At 62.3% G+C, this 17,708-nt stretch carries 17 protein-coding genes; 7 read left to right on the top strand and 10 right to left on the bottom strand.

Going from position 1 to position 17,708, the window contains the following annotated elements; genetic code table 11:
- The first annotated feature begins 57 nt into the window (after window positions 1–57).
- Complete coding sequence (locus QZ613_RS10605; protein WP_043563236.1) at window positions 58–1,104, top strand: type IV pilus twitching motility protein PilT; 1,047 nt, start codon at window positions 58–60, stop codon at window positions 1,102–1,104.
- A 27-nt stretch (window positions 1,105–1,131) separates the two neighbouring features.
- Complete coding sequence (locus tag QZ613_RS10600) at window positions 1,132–2,268, top strand: PilT/PilU family type 4a pilus ATPase (RefSeq protein WP_291863528.1); 1,137 nt, start codon at window positions 1,132–1,134, stop codon at window positions 2,266–2,268.
- Between the two features lie 104 nt (window positions 2,269–2,372).
- On the opposite strand, the gene QZ613_RS10595 is transcribed toward QZ613_RS10600, so the two are convergent.
- The 3 genes from QZ613_RS10595 to QZ613_RS10585 are packed head-to-tail and all read right to left on the bottom strand — an operon-like array spanning window position 2,373 to window position 4,861.
- On the bottom strand, window positions 2,373–3,536 hold the full coding sequence (locus QZ613_RS10595; RefSeq protein WP_291982426.1) for a THUMP domain-containing protein: 1,164 nt from the start codon (window positions 3,534–3,536) through the stop codon (window positions 2,373–2,375).
- 9 nt (window positions 3,537–3,545) lie between these two features.
- A complete protein-coding gene (locus tag QZ613_RS10590; RefSeq protein ID WP_291982343.1) occupies window positions 3,546–3,962 on the bottom strand; it encodes a CopD family protein in 417 nt (138 codons plus the stop codon).
- Entirely contained in the window at window positions 3,953–4,861 is a 909-nt protein-coding gene (locus QZ613_RS10585) for an NAD-dependent epimerase/dehydratase family protein (protein WP_291982341.1), read from the bottom strand. Before QZ613_RS10585 ends, QZ613_RS10590 begins: the two co-directional genes overlap by 10 nt.
- A 39-nt stretch (window positions 4,862–4,900) precedes the next feature.
- On the opposite strand from QZ613_RS10585, the gene QZ613_RS10580 reads away from it, so the two are divergent.
- Together QZ613_RS10580 and QZ613_RS10575 are read left to right on the top strand one after the other, a co-directional pair.
- A complete protein-coding gene (locus QZ613_RS10580; RefSeq protein WP_291982339.1) occupies window positions 4,901–5,971 on the top strand; it encodes a CDP-6-deoxy-delta-3,4-glucoseen reductase in 1,071 nt (356 codons plus the stop codon).
- The gene (locus tag QZ613_RS10575) at window positions 5,968–7,134 is read left to right on the top strand and encodes an HDOD domain-containing protein (RefSeq protein ID WP_291982337.1); all 1,167 of its coding nucleotides are present in this window, start codon (window positions 5,968–5,970) and stop codon (window positions 7,132–7,134) included. The genes QZ613_RS10580 and QZ613_RS10575 overlap by 4 nt, the downstream gene beginning before the upstream one ends.
- Before the next feature lie 79 nt (window positions 7,135–7,213).
- Here QZ613_RS10575 and QZ613_RS10570 read toward each other — a convergent pair whose 3' ends face one another.
- The 7 genes from QZ613_RS10570 to ilvD form a co-directional block, all read right to left on the bottom strand.
- Window positions 7,214–7,918 (bottom strand): ABC transporter ATP-binding protein, encoded by a 705-nt coding sequence (locus tag QZ613_RS10570; protein ID WP_043563225.1) that lies wholly within the window; start codon window positions 7,916–7,918, stop codon window positions 7,214–7,216.
- Between the two features lie 15 nt (window positions 7,919–7,933).
- A complete protein-coding gene (locus QZ613_RS10565) occupies window positions 7,934–8,710 on the bottom strand; it encodes an ABC transporter ATP-binding protein (protein ID WP_043563224.1) in 777 nt (258 codons plus the stop codon).
- A 2-nt stretch (window positions 8,711–8,712) separates the two neighbouring features.
- On the bottom strand, window positions 8,713–9,789 hold the full coding sequence (locus QZ613_RS10560; RefSeq protein ID WP_291863539.1) for an ABC transporter ATP-binding protein: 1,077 nt from the start codon (window positions 9,787–9,789) through the stop codon (window positions 8,713–8,715).
- Window positions 9,786–10,709, bottom strand: coding sequence for a branched-chain amino acid ABC transporter permease (locus tag QZ613_RS10555; RefSeq protein ID WP_291982335.1), 924 nt, complete (start codon window positions 10,707–10,709; stop codon window positions 9,786–9,788). Before QZ613_RS10555 ends, QZ613_RS10560 begins: the two co-directional genes overlap by 4 nt.
- 161 nt (window positions 10,710–10,870) lie before the next feature.
- The gene (locus QZ613_RS10550; protein ID WP_291982332.1) at window positions 10,871–12,112 is read right to left on the bottom strand and encodes a branched-chain amino acid ABC transporter substrate-binding protein; all 1,242 of its coding nucleotides are present in this window, start codon (window positions 12,110–12,112) and stop codon (window positions 10,871–10,873) included.
- 168 nt (window positions 12,113–12,280) lie between these two features.
- Window positions 12,281–12,583, bottom strand: coding sequence for a c-type cytochrome (locus tag QZ613_RS10545; RefSeq protein WP_291982330.1), 303 nt, complete (start codon window positions 12,581–12,583; stop codon window positions 12,281–12,283).
- A 249-nt stretch (window positions 12,584–12,832) separates the two neighbouring features.
- Window positions 12,833–14,689 carry a dihydroxy-acid dehydratase gene (ilvD, locus tag QZ613_RS10540; RefSeq protein ID WP_291982327.1) on the bottom strand — a complete coding sequence of 619 codons (1,857 nt, stop codon included), beginning with the start codon at window positions 14,687–14,689 and terminating at the stop codon, window positions 12,833–12,835.
- 82 nt (window positions 14,690–14,771) lie between these two features.
- Here ilvD and lgt point away from each other — a divergent pair, with 82 nt between their 5' ends.
- Genes lgt through QZ613_RS10525 form a run of 3 tightly spaced genes read left to right on the top strand, consistent with a single transcriptional unit; the run spans window position 14,772 to window position 17,518 of the window.
- Window positions 14,772–15,569: a prolipoprotein diacylglyceryl transferase gene (gene lgt, locus QZ613_RS10535; protein WP_291982324.1), complete on the top strand. Its 798-nt coding sequence runs from the start codon at window positions 14,772–14,774 to the stop codon at window positions 15,567–15,569.
- A 39-nt stretch (window positions 15,570–15,608) separates the two neighbouring features.
- On the top strand, window positions 15,609–16,991 hold the full coding sequence (locus QZ613_RS10530) for a malonyl-CoA decarboxylase (RefSeq protein ID WP_291982322.1): 1,383 nt from the start codon (window positions 15,609–15,611) through the stop codon (window positions 16,989–16,991).
- 50 nt (window positions 16,992–17,041) lie between these two features.
- Window positions 17,042–17,518: a VOC family protein gene (locus QZ613_RS10525; protein WP_042330078.1), complete on the top strand. Its 477-nt coding sequence runs from the start codon at window positions 17,042–17,044 to the stop codon at window positions 17,516–17,518.
- Window positions 17,519–17,708 lie beyond the last annotated feature (190 nt).

The raw sequence follows: 17,708 nt of genomic DNA, 5'->3' as shown, positions 1-17,708 counted from the left end.
CGCAGGTTGCCCCGAGTATAGCACCGCGCCCTGCCCACCGCCCGAGGACCGAACCTGATGGACATCACCGAACTGCTGGCCTTCAGCGTCAAGAACAAGGCTTCCGACCTCCACCTGTCATCGGGCCTGCCGCCAATGATCCGCGTCAACGGCGACGTGCGGCGCATCAACCTGCCGGCCATGGAGCACAAGGACGTGCACGCCAGGGTCTATGACATCATGAGCGACGGCCAGCGCAAGCAGTACGAAGACACCCTGGAATGCGATTTTTCCTTCGAGATCCCCAATCTGGCGCGCTTTCGGGTCAATGCGTTCGTGCAGAACCGTGGCGCCAGCGCTGTCTTTCGGACGATTCCGTCGAAAGTGCTGAGCCTCGAGGAACTCAACTGTCCGAAGATCTTCAAGACCATCTCCGAATTTCCCCGCGGCATCGTACTGGTCACCGGACCTACCGGCTCAGGCAAGTCGACCACCCTGGCGGCGATGGTCAACCATGTCAATGAGAACATGTACGGGCACATCCTGACCGTCGAGGATCCGATCGAATTCGTTCACCAGTCGAAGAAGTGCCTGATCAACCAACGCGAAGTTGGACCGCATACGCTGTCATTCCAGAATGCGCTGCGCGCGGCGCTGCGCGAGGACCCGGACGTCATCCTGGTTGGTGAAATGCGCGATCTGGAAACCATCCGCCTGGCACTCTCGGGCGCCGAAACGGGACACCTGGTATTCGCCACTCTGCACACCTCGAGTGCGGCGAAGACCATCGACCGGATCGTCGACGTGTTCCCGGCAGCCGAAAAGGAAATGGTGCGTTCGATGCTCTCCGAGTCGCTGCGCGCGGTCATCTCGCAAACTCTGCTCAAGAGCAAGGATGGCCAGGGACGGGTCGCCGCGCACGAAATCATGCTCGGCACGCCGGCAATCCGCAACCTGATCCGGGAGAACAAGGTCGCCCAGATGTACTCCGCGCTGCAGACAGGGCAGCAGCATGGAATGCAGACGCTGGACCAGAATCTGGTCGAACTCGTGCGCCGCAACATCGTGTCGGCGGTGGAAGCCAAGACCAAGGCCGCCAACAAAGACACCTTCCCCAGCGTCTAAGCCCGCTTCGCGAGCAGGAGAATAAGCATGGAGCACGATCAAGCGCTGAAGTTCATGCACGAACTGCTACGGCTGATGACGCAGAAGAACGGTTCCGACCTGTTCATCACCGCGCATTTCCCGCCGGCAATCAAGATCGACGGCAAGGTGATGCCGGTATCCAATCAGCCGCTACTGCCGCAGCATTCCGCCGAGCTCGCACGCTCGATCATGAACGATCGGCAAGCGACCGAATTCGAAGAGAAGAAGGAATGCAACTTTGCCATTTCACCGTCGGGCATCGGCCGCTTTCGGGTCAATGCCCTGGTGCAACAGGGGCGGGTCGCGGTGGTCTGCCGAACGATCAACCTGGTGGTTCCGACGCTGGACGAACTGGCGTTGCCAGCGGTACTCAAGGACCTCTCGCTGACCAGCCGCGGCCTGGTGATCTTCGTCGGCGGCACCGGCACCGGCAAGACGACTTCACTGGCCGCGCTGCTTGATCACCGCAACCGCAACAGTCATGGCCACATCATCACCATCGAAGACCCCATCGAGTTCGTGCACGAACACAAGAAGTGCATCATCACGCAGCGCGAAATCGGCGTCGACACCGACTCCTGGGAAATCGCGCTGAAGAACACCCTGCGCCAGGCGCCGAACGTGATCATGATGGGCGAGATCAGAGACCGGGCGACGATGGACTACGCCGTCGCTTTCGCCGAAACGGGCCATCTGTGCCTGGCGACGCTGCACGCCAACAGCAGCAACCAGGCGCTGGACCGGATCATCAACTTCTTCCCCGAAGAACGTCGCCACCAGTTGCTGATGGACCTTTCCCTGAACCTGCGCGCCCTGATTTCGCAGCGCCTGCTGCCGAAGAAGGACGGCAAGGGACGGGTGCCGGCGATCGAGGTGCTGCTCAATTCACCGCTGATTTCGGACCTGATCTTCAAGGGACAGGTGCACGAGATCAAGGACGTCATGAAGCGCTCGCGCGAGCTTGGCATGCAGACCTTCGACCAGGCGCTTTTCGACCTTTACGAGGCCGGTCAGATCAACTACCAGGACGCCTTGCGCAACGCCGACTCGCTCAACGACCTGCGCCTGCAAATCAAGCTGCACGGCAAGGAGTCGCACGATCGAGACCTCACCGCCGGCATCGGCCACCTGGACATCGTCTAGAGCCGCTTCCGCCCGCAGCGACGCTGCGCAGCCGCGGCGGCGGCACAGCCAGTGTGCCGCGAGCGCCGGCGCAGGCATGCTTGCACGAGCGCAAGCAATCGACCCTACGCGGGGGTTGCCCCGCTCTTGCCGCGGTTACTGCCGGCGACCATCCTGAATTCGTACAGGCGGCAGTCAAGCGCACCGTTGAACAGCGGCGTCTTCTTGCTGGGTGTCAGGCGCACCATTTTCGGCAGGCGCGTGTCGGCGCTGATCAGGTAACAGGTCCAGCCCGCGAAGCGTTGCTTGAGCGCCTGGCCGAGCAAGGGGTAGAAGGCGGCCAGTTCGTCATCGCTGGATACCCGCTCGCCGTAAGGCGGGTTGCTGACCATTATCCCGCTGCTCGCCGGTGCGTCGATGGCGAGCAGATCTCCCGAACGCAGGCTGACCGCGGGCAGCAGCCCGGCACGGTCGAGGTTGGCCAGCGCAGCGCGCACCGCCACCGGCGAGACGTCGCTGCCGAAGATCCGTGCATCGACAACCGGTTTCTCGCCGGCCCGCGCTGCATCGTGCAGCGCTTGCCAGGCCGCGGCATCGAAATTGAGCAGATTCTGGAAAGCGAAATCTCGCCTGGCGCCCGGCGCCAGGCCGAGCGCAATCTGGGCGGCCTCGAGCAGAAAAGTGCCGCTGCCACACATCGGGTCAAGCAGCGGGATGCCCGGCTGCCAGCCACTGAGGCGCAGGATGCCCGCCGCCAGGTTTTCGCGCAACGGCGCTTCTACGGTCTTCTGGCGAAAACCGCGCTGGTAAAGCGGAGCACCCGAGGTGTCCAGATAGAGCGTGCACTCGTCGCTGCTGATGAAACCCTGGATACGCACGTCCGGTTGGCGCGTGTCGACGCTTGGCCGGCGGCCGAAGTCACGGCGAAAGCGATCGCAAATGGCGTCCTTGATGCGCAGAGTCACAAAGTCGATGCTCTTCAATGGGCTTTTCACCGCATTGACGTCGACCCGAATCGTCTGTTCCGGAACGAACCACTTGGGCCATGCCGTCTCGAGCGCCAACTGGTAGATGTCTTCCTCCTTCGCGTAGCGGGCGTGCGCGACGCGGCAGAGGACGCGGGTGGCAATCCGCGAATGGAGATTGAGCCGGTAGCAAACCGGCCACTCGGCGAAAAAATGCACGCCGCCGGAGATCTGCTTCAGATCAGACGCGCCAGCCATCGCCAGATCTTCGGCGAGCAGGGTCTCAAGACCACGCGGACAGCTGGCAAAGAAGGTTTCCAAGATTGTCTCCGACTAAAAAGGCTTCAGGACGGCGAGGTAGATCGCCGCCAGCAACAACAGCACCGGTACTTCGTTGAACCAGCGGAACCAGACATGACTACGTTTGCAGCGACCATCCCTGAAACCCTGCAACAGGCGACCACAATACGCGTGATAAACAATCAGCAACCCGACCAGCGCGGTCTTGGCGTGCAGCCAGCCGCCCGAAAAACCGTAGCCGAACCACAACCAGAGACCAAGAGCGACCGCCAGAAAGCCGATCGGCGTCATGAAACGATAGAGTTTCTCTGCCATCATCAAAAGACGCTTGCGCTCCTTCTCGCTATCGGGATCGACCATTGCCAGATTGACAAAAATACGCGGCAGGTAGAACAGACCGGCGAACCAGCTGACGACCATCCACAGATGCAGAACCTTGGCTACGAGCACTGACTCTTCCTTTCCCTTGCCGCCGCTGCGACGCCATCCTCGACGCGTGCATAGCGCAGCCTGACACGAAGCTCTTTCTTGAGCCGCTGGTTGAGCAGCCGACGTGATTCACTCATGAACGACAATTGCAGGGCCGAGAGCTGCTCCTGCGCCTCGCCACGCGACAGGCGGGGCACCCGGGGATAACCAAAACGATCGGCAACGAGATCAAAATAGTCGCCCATGGTGATCTCCGAATCATCGCTTGCGTTGTAGCTGCGGTTGCTGCGCCCATGGCGCAGCGCGGCACAGGTGATCATCGCCAGATCGTCGGCATGAACGTGGTTGGTATAGACATCGTCGGCCGTGCGCAGCGCTGGGACGCCGCGCCGCAGGCGTTCGATCGGCAAACGGTCGGCGGCGTAGATCCCGGGCACACGCAGGATGCTGACGACGACCCCGCGCCGACCGAAAGCTCGCAACTGGCGCTCGGCGTCAACCCGGCGGTGGGCGCGGGCAGTGCCTGGGCAGACCGCACGCGTCTCGTCCACGCGTTCGCCGGAGCAGTCACCATAGACACCCGAGGTGCTTATATACACGATCCGCTGTGGTAGACTCATCCCGCTGGCAAGTGCGGCAAGCAGCCAGCGGGTGCGTGTATCGCGCCGGTCGCCGGTCCCACCTGTCGGCTTGAGCGTGGCGGGCGGAGCCAGGTGGACGATGATCTCGGCCAGACCGGCAATGCGCTGCAGCGTGGCGCGTCGATCGAGGTCGGCAAGCACCGGTCGGGCACCTTTGTCGCGCCAGAAGGCGGCCTGCTCCGGGTCGCGGACCAGGGCGAAAACGCGGTAGTGGCCAAGCAGCCGTGGCAGCAGACGGCGGGCAACATCTCCACAACCGACGATCAATAGTTTTTGCACCGCGCAATTTTACCGGATTCGTACAGCAGTGGAGACGCAATGGGTTTTCAGGTCAGCGTACAGCCGAGCCAGCACAGTTTTCAGGCACAGCCGGAGGAGACGATCCTCGACGCCGCACTGCGCCAGGGGCTATGCCTTCCCTACGGCTGTCGCGATGGCGTTTGTGGCTCGTGTCGGGGCAAGGTGCTGAGCGGCCAGGTGACACATGGCAAGGCCGGCCTCGATGTCCTCAGCGAGGCTGACCGCGACGCCGGCTATGCCCTCTTCTGCTGCGCCATGGCGCGCAGCGACCTGGACATCGAAAGCCGCGAGGTTCGTTCGCTCGAGGACATTCCGATCAGGACCCTGCCCGCCCGCGTGCACAGCCTCACCCGCGCCGCCCCGGATGTAATGATCATCAAACTGAAACTCCCGGCCAGCGATCGCCTGCAGTTTCTCGCCGGGCAATATGTGGATATCCTGCTCCGGGAAGGTAAGCGGCGGGCATTTTCCATCGCCAACGCGCCGCACGAGGACGCTTTCCTGGAATTGCATGTCCGCCACATGCCAGGCGGACAGTTCACCGGGCAGGTGTTCAGCACCATGAAGGAGAGAGATCTTCTCCGCCTGCGTGGACCGCAGGGCAGCTTCTTCCTGCGCTCCGACTCGCCGAAACCCATGCTCCTGGTCGCCGGCGGTACCGGCTTTGCGCCGATCAAGGCCATCGTTCACCAGGCGATTGCGGAGGGCGACGAGCGCCCGATGGCCGTCTATTGGGGTGGACGGCAGAGCGCCGACCTCTACCTCCTGGAACTCGCCCAACAGTGGCCTGCGCAGCATCCGAACCTGCGCTTCGTCCCGGTGCTCTCCGACGCGCCCGCAGACGAACACTGGAATGGCCGCCACGGCCTCGTTCATCAGGCAGCGATGGCGGACCATCCCGACCTTTCCGGCCATCAAGCCTACGTTTGCGGGTCGCCGGCGATGGTCGCTGCCGCCAGGGAGGATTTCCTGACCCGCTGTCACTTGCCAGCCGAAGAGTTCTTTGCCGACTCTTTCGACTTTGCGTCGGACACCCTCGCGGCGATCGACACCCTCCATCCTTCGGACCGAAAGGTCGACCCCCTATGAATAAGGTCTTCATGTCCCGCCAGCCTCTGCTCAATCGTCAGAGCAGGATCATCGCCAGCCGCTTGACGCTACACCTCGGCGAGGATCAGAGCATGCAGGATGCCGCGACTGCCCTTGACGACATCTGGACGCGAAGCGAAAAATCGGTGTTCATCAGTTGCGGAGCGAGAAAAATCGACGCCGGCTTGCTGGACTGGTCGGCACCCGAGAATGCAGCCATTGAAATACCGGCCGCAGCGCTCCTCGACGCCGACGGAGCCGACCTCATCGGTGCCCTGCAAACCTGGCAGCCGACCGCCTGCCTGCTCTTTGACGCGCAGGCAACGAAGGCGCTGGCGGTGGACGTACCGTTTCGCTTCATCGGTTTTGACGCCCAGCAGTTCACGCTTGCCCAGCTGAAACTGCTCGCTGCGCGCACCCGCAGCTATGGCATGGGCATCGCGTTCGATGTCAGGACCAGCGAGGACTTCCGGGCATGCATGGATGCCGGCATGACCGCTGCTGCGGGATGGTTCTTCACGGCGCCGACGAGGCAGCCGGCCAAGACGCTCAATCCAGCGCAGACGAACATCGTGCGGGTGCTCAACCTGGTGCGCCAGAACGGCGAGATTCGGGACATCGAAGCCGCACTCAAGCACGACGTAGCGATGTCCTACAAGCTGCTGCGTTACATCAACTCCGCAGGCTTTGGCCTGTCCTGCGAGATTCAGTCGTTCCGCCACGCGGTCAACATGCTCGGCTACGACAAGCTCAATCGCTGGTTGTCACTGCTCCTGGCGACCGCCAGCAAGGACCCGATGGCGCCGGCATTGATGTACACCGCGGTGCTGCGCGGCCGGCTGATGGAGTTGCTCTCCGCGGGTCTGGTCGACAAGGCTGAGTACGACAACCTCTTCATCACCGGGGCTTTCTCCCTGCTCGACGTGCTGCTCGGCGTCAGCATGGAGCAGGCACTCGATGCCATGCGCCTGCCAGACCCGATCTGTGACGCCCTGCTGGGAAATGGTGGTCGCTATCAGCCCTTCCTCGAACTGGCGCTGAGCAGTGAAGGCGACCAGGGCGAGCGCATCGCCGAGCAGGCGGCGATGCTCGGACTGACAGCGGACCAGTTCAATCGCGCGCAGCTACAGGCACAGGCATTCGCCGAGGCGATGGAGTTCTAGGCAGAGCAGCAGGGGGCGGCACGGGTACTGGGCAACTGCCGCCACCCTCGTCGTGGCGATGACGGCAAGGCCACCCTTCTTACTCGCCGAGATAGGCGGCGCGTACCTTCGGGTCGGCGAGCAGCTTCTTCGACTCGTCGGTAACCGTGATTTCGCCGCTCTCCATGACGTAACCGCGCTGACTGACTTCGAGTGCCAACTTGGCGTTCTGCTCGACGAGCAGAATGGTCATGCCTTCCAGCGACACCGTGCGGATGACCTCGAAGATCTTCTGCACCATGATCGGAGCGAGGCCCATCGAAGGTTCGTCGAGGAGCATCAGCTTGGGTTTGCTCATCAGCGCTCGACCGATGGCCAACATCTGCTGCTCGCCACCGGAAAGCGTCCCGGCAGTTTGCTGTGCGCGCTCCTTGAGGCGCGGGAAGAGCCCTAGAACATGCTCGAGATCGCGTTCGATTTCGGCCTTGTCGTTGCGTGCATAGGCACCCATGCGCAGGTTTTCCAGGCAGCTCATGCGCGGGAAGACGCCTCTGCCCTCGGGTACCAGCGCAATGCCCTCGCCGACCAGCTGATATGGCGGCAGGGAAACAAGCTCCTTGCCGCGGTAGCGAACACTGCCGCCCGCAGGCTCGAGCAATCTCGCCAAAGCGCGCAGGGTACTGCTCTTGCCGGCGCCATTGGCCCCGATCAGAGCGACCATCTCACCCTCGTTGACGTGAAAGGTGATGCCGCGAACGGCCTGGATCCCACCGTAGGAAACGCGCAATCCGGTAACTTCAAGCATTGTTTGTCCGTTCGTTCAAGCGACCGACCCGCCGAGATAGGCCTCGATGACGCGAGGGTCCTTCTGGACCACCGCTGGCACGTCCTCGCAGATCTTCTCGCCGTAGTCGAGTACTGCCACCCGCCCGCACAAGCCCATCACCAGCTTGACGTCGTGCTCGATCAGCAAGACCGTCACGCCATCCTTGCAGATGCCTTCGACAAGGACGCGCAAGGCTTCGGTTTCGGTGCCGTTCATCCCCGCAGCGGGCTCGTCGAGCGCCAGCAACTTCGGTTCCGTGGCCAGAGCACGGGCAATCTCGAGTCGGCGCTGGTCGCCGTACGAGAGATTCTTGGCATGGTCGTGCGCGCGTTCATGAATGCCGACGTAGTGCAAGAGCTCCTCGGCACGACGAGTAATCGCGGCCTCTTCGGCCATCGTCGCCCGGTTGCGAGTGATCGCACCAAGCACGCCGGCATGGGTACGCAGATGCCGTCCGACCATCACGTTCTCAATCGCCGTCATGTTGCCGAACAGGCGAATGTTCTGAAAGGTCCGCGCAATTCCCACTTCCGCCGCCTTGTGCGGGGCGTCGGCGGTCAGCTTCACGCCGTCAAAGACGAAATGGCCGCTCTCGTTCTTGTAGAGCCCGGTCAGGCAATTGAAGAATGTCGTCTTGCCCGCGCCGTTGGGCCCGATCAGGCCGTAGATCTCGCCCCGCCGAATCGTCAGCGAGACGTCATGCAAGGCCTTGACGCCGCCAAAATGCTTGGCCACGTCGTGCGCCTGGAGCAGGATCTGGGGTTCGCTCATGGTCAATTCGCGCTCTCGGCAAGCTCGCGACGGCGTTGTGGCGAGGGCCACAGACCTGCCGGCCGAAAGCGCATCACGAGCACCATCGACAGGCCGAAGATGAGCATTCGCAAGCTTTCCGGATCGATAATCATGCGCCCGAAGAGTGCATCCTGCAGCGGCTCGATGCCATAGCGCAGGACCTCGGGAAGCGCGGTCAGCAGGATGGCCCCGAGGATGACGCCGGGGATATGCCCCATGCCGCCGAGAACGACCATCGCCAGGATGGTGATCGACTCCATCAGCGAAAAGCTCTCCGGGCTGACGAAGCCCTGCATCGCCGAAAACACGCCGCCGGCGACGCCACCGAATGACGCCCCCATGGCGAAAGCCAGCAGCTTGATGTTGCGGGTGTTGATCCCGCAAGCCTTGGCGGCAACCTCATCCTCGCGAATGGCTTGCCAGGCGCGACCGACGCGAGAATTCTGCAGGCGGATATTGACGATGATCACCATGATCGCCAGCGCGACGAGCAGAAAGTAGTACTTCTGTGGCCCGGAGATGGCCAGGCCAAAAATCGTGGTCGTGTCGGCAAACGAGAAATCACCGATTCTGATCGGGTCGATCAGGGTAATCCCTTGTGCCCCGTTGGTGACATTGATCGGGGCATTCAGATTGTTCAGGAAAATGCGGATGATCTCGCCAAAGCCGAGCGTAACGATGGCCAGGTAGTCACCCCGCAACTTCAGCGTCGGCGCACCGAGCAACATCCCGAAGAGACAGGCGATGGCGGCACCGAGCGGCAGAATCACCCAGAAGGGCAGGTGCAAGCCGAAGTGTGGCGATGCCAGCAAGGCATAGACGTAGGCGCCGACCGCGTAGAAGGCAACGTAACCGAGGTCGAGCAAGCCCGCATAGCCGACGACGATATTCAGCCCCAGCGCCAGGAAGATATAAAGAATCGCGAAGTTTGCGATGCGTACCCACGCCTGGCCGCCAAGGGCAGCAACGAAAGGAACGGCGAGCAGGACGACGCCGATGAGCACCACTGCCAGCCAATGCCGCTGCCAGGGAGCGGCCTTCTTGAGCTGTTCGTTCATGCGCGATCTCCCGTGCGCTCGCCAAAGAGACCCGAGGGGCGAAACATCAGCACCACGATCAGGACAATGAAGGCAAAAATATCCTGGTAGTGGCTACCAAGAAAGTCGCCCGTAAGCTGGCCGATGTAGCCCGCACCAAGCGCTTCGATCACGCCGAGCAGGATACCCCCGGCCATGGCGCCGGCGAGGTTGCCGATGCCGCCGAGGACGGCTGCCGTAAAGGCCTTCAGCCCGAGCATGAAGCCCATCTGGTAGTGGGCAATCTCGTAGTATGAACCGACCATACAGCCGGCAACGGCACCGAGCGCCGAACCGATGACGAACGCCATGGCGATGACACGATTGATATCAACGCCCATCAGCGAGGCCACCTGCGGGTTCTGCGCCGTTGCGCGCATCGCCATGCCGAGGCGTGTGCGGTGAACCAGATAGATCAGGCCTAACATTACCAGCGCCGCAAGGGTAACGATGGCAACCTGCACGTTGGTGAAGGTCGCCCCGCCGACATGGAAAATGTGCTTTTCGATCATCGGCGGAAAGGTGATGTAGTTCCGGCCCCAGATGATCATCGCCACGTTCTGCAGGACCATTGACATGCCGATGGCGGTGATCAGCGGGGTCAACCGTGGCGCACCGCGCAGAGGGCGATAAGCGACTCGCTCCAGGGACCAGCCAAGCGCCATGCAGACGACCACCGAAATCAGCAGCCCGATGCCGAGGATCATTAGCGGCGGCATGCCGGAACCCGCAAGAGAAACAATGACCGTGAAAGCGACCATCGTGCCGATCATAACCACCTCGCCGTGGGCGAAGTTGATCAAGCCGATGATGCCGTAGACCATCGTGTAACCGAGAGCGACAAGCGCGTAGACCGCGCCGAGGGTAAGGCCGTTGATCAGTTGCTGGAGGAGAGTGTCCATGGTCGAGCTTTCCGCAACAAGGTGCGTGGGGCGAACCGCAGGGTCCGACTCATGGCGCCAGGAATCGGGCGTGCGGGCGCAGGGCCCGGCTCATGCTGAGCGGATGCAGGTAAGCGCGGGGATGGCGCAAAGCGGCCATCCCCTCGGTGCCGGTTGCCGGTTTACTGCTTGGCTTCCGTGGCTGGAGCAGCTGCAGGCGCAGCGGCAGCCATGGCGCCGCCTTCACTCTTCAGAGTGACCAGCTTGCCATCCTTGATCTCGAAGACGGTAATTGCGCCATTCTTGATGTCGCCCTTCTCATCAAATTCGACCTTGCCGGTCACCCCGTCGTACGAGGTCTTGCCCACCTCCGGCAGATACTTGACGGGATCGACCGAATTGGCGCGTTTCATGGCGTCGACCAGGACCATCACGGCGTCGTAGCTGTATGGCGAGTAGATCTGGATCTGACCATACTTGCTGGTGAAGTCGGCGAGGAACTTCTGACCATTCGGGAGCTTGTCGGCGGGCAGGCCGGCCTGGGTACAGATCACGCCTTCCGACGCCTCACCGGCAAGCTTGATCAACTCGGGCGAGCAACCACCGTCACCGGTGGTGAACTGCGCCTTGATGCCGAGTTCCTTCATCTGCTTGAGCATCGGACCACCGACCGCGTCCATGCCGCCGAGGAAGATCACGTCGGGCTTGGTGGCCTTGATCTTGGTGAGAATGGCCTTGAAGTCGATGGCTTTGTCGTTGGTGAACTCGCGGGCGACCACTTTCGCACCATTGGCCTTGGCCGCTTTCTCGACCTCGTCCGCCAAGCCCTGCCCGTACGCGGTACGGTCGTCAATGATGGCGATCGTCTTGGCGCCCAGGTCCTTCGCCGCGTAAGTACCGATCACCGACCCCTGCTGGATGTCGTTGGCCATCACGCGAAACGCGGTGTTGAAGCCCTGCTGGGTGTACTTCGGATTGGTGGCCGACGGCGAAATCTGCGGCAAGCCGGCCTGGTTGTAGATCGCGGACGCGGGGATGGTGGTCCCCGAGTTCAAGTGACCGACGACGCCGGCGACCTTGGCGTCCACCAACTTCTGGGCGACGACAGTACCGGTTTTCGGGTCGGCCTGATCGTCCTCCCCGAGGAGTTCGAACTTGACCAGCTTGCCGTCGATGGTGATCTTCTGCGCATTGGCGTCATCAACCGCCAGACGAGCGCCGTTCTCGTTATCCTTGCCGAGGTGGGCGATCGGGCCGGTCAGCGGCGCAACGTGACCAATCTTGACGATCACTTCCGCCGGCGCAGGCGCAGCGGCTGCCGCCACCGGCGCAGCGGCTTTGGGTTCTTCTTTCTTGCCGCAACCAATCAGCGCCACGGACGCGGCCAGAGCTATCAATACACCGGGCATACGCACTTGGTTCATAGGTTTCATCTCCGATATTGTGTTCTTAATGGGCTAGCGAACGGGCGATTGTCCAAGCACATCAGACGCTTGTCAACATGCATATTCTCTTTCAAGATGCATATCGGTTGCCTGGCGGCGGCCAAAAAAAGAAAACCGGCGCTTGGCCGGTTGTCCTTCATGCGACGATCACTTCAAGCTCAAAATCCACTTGGCCAGCTTGTTGGCCTCGTCGGGCGTCACCTTGTTCGGCGGCATCGGCACCGGGCCCCAGTTGCCCTTGCCACCCTTGATGATCTTTTCGGCGAGCATCGGCTCGTCCTTGGCAGTGTACTTGTTGGCGACGTCCTTGTATGCCGGACCGACGACCTTCTTGTCGACCTGGTGACAGGTCAGGCAGTTCTTGGACTTGGCCAGTGCCTCATCGGCCTGTACCACACCAGCAGACATCACGCCGGCAGCAGCCAGCAGGCTCACGTAGATCGCTTTCATACACTTACTCCGTTCAGAATGAAGGTTTGGAACGTACCGATATTATTTCAGTTTGGCCCACTTGCAAAGCCTCTTGAGCCAGTCGCTCAAGGCCTTGCCGCGGGACGAAGGTGCGACAAAGCATTCAACGCACGGGCCGCGCAAAGCGTTGACCGCAGCACCCGCCACGCCGCCTCCATGACGGCGGGCGGCGAACACGATGGTCCGCCGCCTGCCGACCGCCGCACGGGGCCGGCGCGCAGCACGGGCTCACCGTTTCTTCAGCCGCTCCAGGTCACGCACAGCGCCGGTGGCCGCCGAGGTAGCCATCAGCGCATACGCCTGCAAGGCCTTGGAAACGACCCGCTGGCGCACGCTTGCCGGTTGCCAGGAAGCCTCCCCGCGGGCCCCCATTTCGGCACGGCGCCTGGCCATTTCGCTCTCCGTTATGGCCAGATGAATGCGGCGACCTGGAATGTCGATCTCAATCACGTCACCCTCTTCGACCAGGGCTATCGCGCCGCCCTCAGCAGCCTCCGGCGAAGCGTGCCCGATCGACAGCCCGGAAGTCCCGCCCGAAAAACGGCCATCGGTGAGCAGGGCGCAGGCCTTTCCGAGTCCCTTCGATTTCAGGTAGGAAGTCGGATAGAGCATTTCCTGCATGCCCGGGCCGCCTCTTGGCCCTTCGTAACGAATGACCACCACCTCGCCCGCAATGACCTGGTCGCCAAGAATCGCCTGCACGGCATCGTCCTGGCTTTCGAAAACCCGCGCCTTGCCGGTAAACACCCAGATGCTCTCGTCAACGCCGGCTGTTTTCACGATACAGCCGTCCATCGCCAGATTGCCATAAAGTACGGCCAGGCCACCATCCTGCGAGTACGCGTTCTCCCGGTTGCGAATGCAGCCCTGTGCGCGATCCAGGTCGAGATCCGGATAACGCCTGTTCTGCGAGAAAGCAGTCTGCGTCGGGATGCCGCCGGGCGCAGCCCGGAAAAATTCGCTCAGCGCCGGGTCCTGGTTGCGAATCACGTCCCAGCGGTCGATCGCCTCGCCGAGCGTGCTGGCATGCACCGTCGGCTGCTGGCGATGGATCAATCCGGCGCGATCGAGTTCGCCGAGAATGGCGAAAATTCCGCCGGCACGGTGAACGTCCTCGATATGGTAGTCAGGGGTCGCCGGCGCCACCTTGGCGAGACACGGCACCTTGCGCGAAATACGGTCGATGTCGTCCATGGTGAAGTTCACCCCGCCCTCCTGCGCCGCCGCCAGAATATGCAGCACGGTGTTGGTCGACCCGCCCATCGAGACGTCGAGCGTCATCGCGTTCTCGAAAGCCTCGAAACTGCCTATCGAACGCGGCAGCACCGTGCCATCGTCGCGCTCGTAGTAGCGGCGACAGAGCTCGACGATCTGCCGGCCCGCCTCGAGAAAAAGCCCCTTGCGGTCGGCGTGGGTGGCAAGAACGGTCCCATTCCCGGGCAGGGAAAAGCCGAGCGCCTCGGTCAGACAGTTCATCGAGTTGGCGGTGAACATGCCGGAACACGAGCCGCAGGTCGGACAGGCCGAACGCTCGAAGGAGTCAACCTCCTCGTCTGAGCAATTGCTGTCGCCGCCCTTGACCATCGCGTCAACCAGGTCGATGGCAATCACCTTGCCACCCCAATCTATCTTGCCGGCTTCCATCGGGCCGCCGGAGACGAAGATCGTCGGGATGTTCACCCGCATCGCCGCCATCAGCATCCCCGGGGTTATCTTGTCGCAGTTCGAGATGCACACCATGGCGTCGGCGCAGTGGGCATTGACCATGTATTCGACGGAGTCGGCGATCAGGTCGCGCGAGGGCAGCGAATAGAGCATTCCGTCGTGCCCCATGGCGATGCCATCGTCGATGGCAATGGTGTTGAACTCCTTGGCGATGCCGCCAGCAGCCTCGATCTCGCGGGCCACCAGCTGGCCCATGTCCTTGAGGTGCACGTGGCCGGGGACGAACTGGGTAAACGAATTGACGACGGCGACGATCGGCTTGCCGAAGTCGCCATCCTTCATGCCCGTTGCGCGCCACAGGGCGCGCGCGCCAGCCATGTTGCGACCGTGGGTCGAGGTGCGGGAACGATAGTCAGGCATTGCCAATCTCCAATCCGGAACGCGCCCGGGGGTGGCGCGATATAATGCGGATTCTATCCGAAAGCCTCGGAGTCCTCGTACCGTGTTGACCCATCCCCAGTTCGACCCCGTCGCGCTTTCGCTCGGCCCGCTGAAAGTGCACTGGTACGGACTGATGTACCTGGCAGCCTTCCTGCAGTTCTGGTGCCTGGGTCGTTACCGCATTCTGCACCATGCGCAGCTTTCGGCCAGCGGCTGGACGGTGCGCCAGCTTGACGATCTGCTCTTCTATGGCGTTCTCGGCGTGATCTTTGGCGGTCGTCTGGGTGAGGTTCTCTTCTATCAGCCGGGCTACTACCTTGACCATCCGCTGGAGGTACTCGCCGTCTGGCGGGGTGGCATGTCCTTCCATGGCGGCTTCCTCGGTGTCCTCGTCGCGATGGGCCTGTACGCACGCAAGATCGGCAGGACCTGGTTCGACATTACGGATTTCATTGCCCCGCTGGTACCGCTCGGTCTGGCCACCGGACGCATCGGCAACTTCATCAATGGCGAGCTGTGGGGCCGTGTGGCGGACCCGTCGCTGCCCTGGGCGATGGTCTTTCCCTGGGTCGATAACTTGCCACGCCACCCCTCGCAGCTCTATCAGGCGAGCCTCGAAGGCGTGGCGCTGTTCGTGGTGCTTTGGCTGTACTCGACGCGAGCGCGACCACGCGGCGCCGTTTCGGGGGTTTTTCTCATCGGCTACGGCAGCCTGCGCTGGCTTGCCGAGTATTTCCGGTCTCCCGATGATGGTATCCTTGGCTTGTCGTTTACGGTCAGCATGGGGCAGTGGCTGTCGCTGCCGATGATTCTGTGCGGTCTGCTTTTGGTCGTTCTCGCCCATCGCCAACGCATCTGAGTTGGACGCGCCACCTGCCGCGGGACGAAGGAGAAAAGAATGTCAGAGGGCTTCGTTGTCCGTGGGCTGCGCCGGGTGCGCAAGCTGCTCGAGAGTCCCGGCCCACTCGAGCTGGAAGGCAAACACCTGGGACGCGTTCGCGATCTGCTGCGCGAGTGCGCCGGAGGTGTTGGCGGCGAAGTCTCGGTTCGCCAGCGCGCCGCCCTGCTCGCTGAAACCTACCAGCACCTCAATGACGACGGCCGCACCACCTTCCTGAGCACGATCGCCAACGACTTCGGCCCCGACCCGGAATCGGTTGCCAAGGCGCACGCCGACTACCAGGCGGCGGTCGGTACCGACCGGCAGTGGACGGCCGAATCGGCCCTGCGCAAGGCCATGCGCTCGTCGCGACTACGCATCCTCACGCAGTTCAACGCCCTGCCGCAGGGTGTCAAGTTTCTCGTCGATCTGCGCGCCGACCTGCTGCGCCTGCTGGACAAGGATCCCGCCCTGCGCTCACTGGACCGAGAGCTCGAGTCCCGCCTGAGCGCCTGGTTCGACGTCGGCTTTCTCGAACTGCAGCGCATCACCTGGAATTCGCCGGCCGCACTACTGGAAAAGCTGATCCAGTACGAGGCCGTGCATGAAATCCGCTCGTGGAGCGACCTGAAAAACCGACTCGATTCCGATCGCCGCTGCTACGCGTTCTTTCACCCGCGCATGCCGATGGAACCGCTGATCTTTGTCGAGGTCGCGCTGACCGAACACCTCGCTGACAACGTCCAGGCACTCCTCGACGAACATGCGCCGGTATTTGACGCGCAGCGTGCCAGTACAGCGATCTTCTATTCGATCTCCAACACCCAGCCTGGACTGCGTGGCGTGTCGTTCGGCAATTTCCTGCTCAAGCGCGTGGTCGACGATCTGAAGCGCGATTACCCGCGCCTGACCAGCTTTGCGACGCTTTCGCCTCTGCCCACCTTCAGACGCTGGGCCGAGAGCAATCCGGAGGCCTGGCCAAAAGCCTTCACCGATTCGGACCTGGCGAAGATCAAACGGCGGCTGCCACCGGAGATGGCCCCCGTTGCCAGCGCTGGCGATCTTGCATCGCTGCTTTCCGCGCACAACTGGGCGGCTGACGAGCAGTTGTCCAGCGCCCTGCGGAGCGGCCTGACACGCCTCGCCGCGCGCTATCTTCTGGCGGCCCGCAAAGGCGACCAGCCCTATGACCCCGTCGCCCGCTTTCACCTCGGCAACGGTGCGCACATCGAACGCCTCAACTATCTGGCCGATACCTCGTCACGCGGCAGCCATCAGTCCTACGGGATGATGGTGAATTATGTCTACGACCCTGATACCATCGAAGAGAATGTCGAAGCGTTTTCCCGCAGTGGCGAGATTGCAGCAGCCACCGCCATACGTCGCTCTGCTCGCGACTGAAGTCGCGAAGCGAGCGCTTTTTCCCTTCCGCTACAGAGAAAGAAGCCCCTATGAGCCAACGTCCCTTCAAAGTCCTCGGTATCCAGCAAATCGCCATCGGCGCCCCTGACAAGATGAAACTGCGCAAGTTGTGGATCGACATGCTTGGCCTGGAAATCACCGGCAACTTCGTCAGCGAACGCGAGAACGTCGACGAAGACATCGCCGCGATCGGCTCCGGCCCGTTCAAGGTCGAAGTCGACCTGATGCAACCGGTCGACCCGGAAAAGAAACCCGCCGTCCATGTGACGCCACTCAACCACATCGGTCTGTGGATCGACGACCTGCCGAAGGCGGTCGAATGGCTTTCGGCCAACGGCGTGCGCTTCGCACCGGGCGGAATCCGCAAGGGAGCCGCCGGCTTCGACATCACCTTCATGCATCCGAAAGCCAATGACGAGTTCCCGATCGGTGGCGAAGGCGTACTGATCGAAATGGTCCAGGCCCCGCCTGCGGTCATCGAAGCCTTCGCCAAACTGGCCTCCTGAGGGCCGGGCGTCATCTAGAGCACCTTTTCCGGCAACTTGTTCGCCGACGCGGGCAAGGCATTCGCGCCGCCGCCGCAGAGAAAGCAGGCCTGAGCACGGCGCCGACCGACACCCCGGACGTCGCTAAAACATTGACGAGCGCCAGCCCAGCTGGCGCTCGTTTTTTGTGCCGAAGCGTCGACCGCAGCGC

The organism is Candidatus Accumulibacter sp. ACC005, assembly GCF_907163215.1.
GTDB classification, from domain to species: Bacteria; Pseudomonadota; Gammaproteobacteria; order Burkholderiales; family Rhodocyclaceae; genus Accumulibacter; species Accumulibacter regalis.
This window is presented reverse-complemented; position numbering and strand designations above follow the sequence as displayed.

Coding starts and splice junctions, on each gene's coding strand:
- QZ613_RS10555 (WP_291982335.1), bottom strand. CDS start 10,709: ATGGACACTCTCCTCCAGCAACTGATCAACGGCCTTACCCTCGGCGCG.
- QZ613_RS10600 (WP_291863528.1), top strand. CDS start 1,132: ATGGAGCACGATCAAGCGCTGAAGTTCATGCACGAACTGCTACGGCTG.
- QZ613_RS10605 (WP_043563236.1), top strand. CDS start 58: ATGGACATCACCGAACTGCTGGCCTTCAGCGTCAAGAACAAGGCTTCC.
- QZ613_RS10565 (WP_043563224.1), bottom strand. CDS start 8,710: ATGAGCGAACCCCAGATCCTGCTCCAGGCGCACGACGTGGCCAAGCAT.
- QZ613_RS10580 (WP_291982339.1), top strand. CDS start 4,901: ATGGGTTTTCAGGTCAGCGTACAGCCGAGCCAGCACAGTTTTCAGGCA.
- QZ613_RS10575 (WP_291982337.1), top strand. CDS start 5,968: ATGAATAAGGTCTTCATGTCCCGCCAGCCTCTGCTCAATCGTCAGAGC.
- QZ613_RS10550 (WP_291982332.1), bottom strand. CDS start 12,112: ATGAACCAAGTGCGTATGCCCGGTGTATTGATAGCTCTGGCCGCGTCC.
- QZ613_RS10560 (WP_291863539.1), bottom strand. CDS start 9,789: ATGAACGAACAGCTCAAGAAGGCCGCTCCCTGGCAGCGGCATTGGCTG.
- QZ613_RS10525 (WP_042330078.1), top strand. CDS start 17,042: ATGAGCCAACGTCCCTTCAAAGTCCTCGGTATCCAGCAAATCGCCATC.
- QZ613_RS10545 (WP_291982330.1), bottom strand. CDS start 12,583: ATGAAAGCGATCTACGTGAGCCTGCTGGCTGCTGCCGGCGTGATGTCT.
- QZ613_RS10570 (WP_043563225.1), bottom strand. CDS start 7,918: ATGCTTGAAGTTACCGGATTGCGCGTTTCCTACGGTGGGATCCAGGCC.
- ilvD (WP_291982327.1), bottom strand. CDS start 14,689: ATGCCTGACTATCGTTCCCGCACCTCGACCCACGGTCGCAACATGGCT.
- QZ613_RS10530 (WP_291982322.1), top strand. CDS start 15,609: ATGTCAGAGGGCTTCGTTGTCCGTGGGCTGCGCCGGGTGCGCAAGCTG.